Here is a 2,437-nt window from a genome sequence, read left to right as displayed (position 1 = left end):
TACGCGGGGAGCTGCTCGGCCAGCTGACGGTAGGTCAGCCCAGGGCGCCAGGACGGCAGATGCACCTCGTACACCGAGAACGGCGCCGCGTGCACGGGCCGGTCACCACGTCGGCTCATCCACTCCGCATCGCGCCACTCGTACGCGGACTCCGTCACGATGGACGCCGTCGCCGGCGGGACCTCGGCACGGCGGGCCATGGGATCCGCCCGCACGGTGTGAGTGCCGTCGGGGCGGGTGATGTCGAACTTGTAGAGCGTTCCGGGTCCGATGCCGGGCACGAAGAGCTCCCAGACGCCGGTCGAGCCGAGCGAACGCATCGGATACGCACCGCCGTCCCAGTGGCAGAAGTCTCCGCAGACCCTGACCCCGCGCGCGTCCGGCGCCCAGACGGTGAACCGGGTTCCCCGGACGCCGGCATGGGTCATCACCTGGGCGCCGAGCGCCTTCCAGAGCTCCTCGTGGCGTCCCTCGCCGATCAGGTGCAGATCGAGCGCGCCCAGCGTGGGCAGGAAACGGTACGGGTCGTCGGTCTCCAGCACGGTGCTCTCGTAGGCCACCAGGAGCCGGTACTCCGGCACGTCGCGCAGCGGCAGCAGTCCCGAGAAGAAGCCGTCCCCGTCGTCGTGCAGCTCCGCCCATGCGTCGCCCGTGACGACGGTGGCCGAGAGGGCGCAAGGGCGCAGCACACGGAGGGCCACCCCGCCGGGCAGCGGGTGCGCGCCCAGCACCGAGTGCGGGTCGTGGTGCGTACCCGCCAGCAGCCGTTCCCGGTCCTCGGACGCCGCGGGCGCCGGTCCCGGTGTGCCCAACCGCGGGGAGGAAAGGGGTGGTTGTCGCTCGGTGCGCAGAGTCACGGCGTCAGCCTCCTCAGGCCGGTGCGGTCGGCGAGGCGTGCGATCGCCGCCATCGGCACGGGCAGCCAGTCGGGGCGGTGCCGGGCCTCGTACAGGACCTCGTACACGGCACGGTCCGTCTCGTACGCGCGCAGCAGCTCGCCCTCCGCCCGGGGATCCCGGCCCGCCTCGGCGGCGTAGCCCGCGCAGTACGCCTCGCGGCAGCGCAGCGCCCACTCGGGGCGCCAGGGCCTACGGGCGTGGGCGGCGTAGTCGAAGGAGCGGAGCATGCCCGCCACATCGCGCACCGGGGACTGGGCGCGGCGCCGCTCGGGGAGCGGGCGGGCCGGCTCACCCTCGAAGTCGATCACGTGCCACTGCCGTTCGGCCCGCAGGACCTGTCCCAGGTGCAGGTCGCCGTGGATGCGCTGGGCGGGCCGGGGCGCGTCCAGCACCACCAGCTCGGTGAAGGCGGACCGCAGCCCGGACGCGTACGGCAGCAGCTCCGGTACGGCATGGATGGCGTCCCGCAGTCGCTCGCCCATGCCGGACGCGAGCCACCGGCTCTCGGCCGCGCCCTGGGACTCGACGGGAAACGCGGCGGCGAGCGCCAGGTGGACCTCTGCCGTGGCCCGCCCCATCTCGTACGCCTCCTCGGTGAAATCCCGCCCTGACGTGAGTGCCTCGAGGGCCTGCGTCCAGCCGTCGACGCCGCCGTGCAGGAAGGGCTGGAGCACACCGAGCGTCGCGTCCCACGGGCTCGACGTACGGAACCAGGCCACCGGGGCGGGTACGCGGGTGCACCCCTGCCGGGACAGAGCCCAGGGCACTTCCAGGTCCGGATTGATTCCGGGCCGCACCCGGCGGAAGACCTTCAGGATGTACGCCTCTCCGTACACCAGCGAGGAGTTGGACTGCTCGGCTTCCAGGAGGCGGGGGGCCAGTCCGGAGGGAATCGTCACGCGCCTGTCGCGCTCGAAGCGGAGGGCGCCCGTGGTGCCCGGCGTACGCAGCCGCTCCAGGAGCAGGGACGCCGAGTGCGGTTCCTGGAGGGCGTCGTAGACCAGCAGCCCCGCCAAGGGGCCCTCGCTCATGCGTCCCAGGACGGCCGGGGAGAGCCGGGGTGACAGCGATTCCCCCATGCCGAGGAAGAGTTGGTAGCAGTCGTGGGCCGGGGCCGCGCCCGGCCCCCGTATCGCGGGCCGTTCGGCGTGGTGGGCGCGGATCAGGACGTGCAGGCAGTCCGGCTGCAACTCGGTCACCGACAGCAGCGCCAGATCCGTCACGGGGCGCCCCTTGCCGGCGAACCAGCGCTGGCGCGGCAGCCACTCGCGCAGCAGACCGGGCAGCGAGGGCAGCAGCGAGGCGGCGCCGAGGCTGTCCGGGCGGAACGTTGCGGTCTGGGTCTTCGCCATGGCGTCGCGTCCTTTCCGTGGCGGCCGACGGATCAGCGGCGTTGAATCAACCGCCCACGAACAAGTTCACCTTGGTGGCCTGGGGGACGTTCTTGCGGAGCCGGAACCAGTAGAAGCCGTGGCCTGCGAGGGTGAGCAGGTAGGGCAGGTCGCCGATGGCGGGGAAGCGGACGCCGCCGATCAGTT

The 2,437-nt window shown here is 72.8% G+C and carries 2 protein-coding genes; both read right to left on the bottom strand.

Annotation, left to right across the window (positions count from 1 at the left end; translation table 11 throughout):
* A partial coding sequence (locus tag ACZ3TS_RS42750; protein WP_467628598.1) for a GlgB N-terminal domain-containing protein occupies positions 1–812 on the bottom strand: 812 nt, incomplete at its 3' end.
* Positions 813–853: 41 nt separating this feature from the next.
* On the bottom strand, positions 854–2,251 hold the full coding sequence (locus ACZ3TS_RS42745) for a maltokinase N-terminal cap-like domain-containing protein (protein ID WP_467628595.1): 1,398 nt from the start codon (positions 2,249–2,251) through the stop codon (positions 854–856).
* Positions 2,252–2,437: the final 186 nt, after the last annotated feature.

This window comes from Streptomyces sp. NPDC022910, assembly GCF_055561075.1.
Note: the sequence above shows the minus strand (reverse complement) of the source record. Positions and strands in the feature narration are given on the sequence as shown.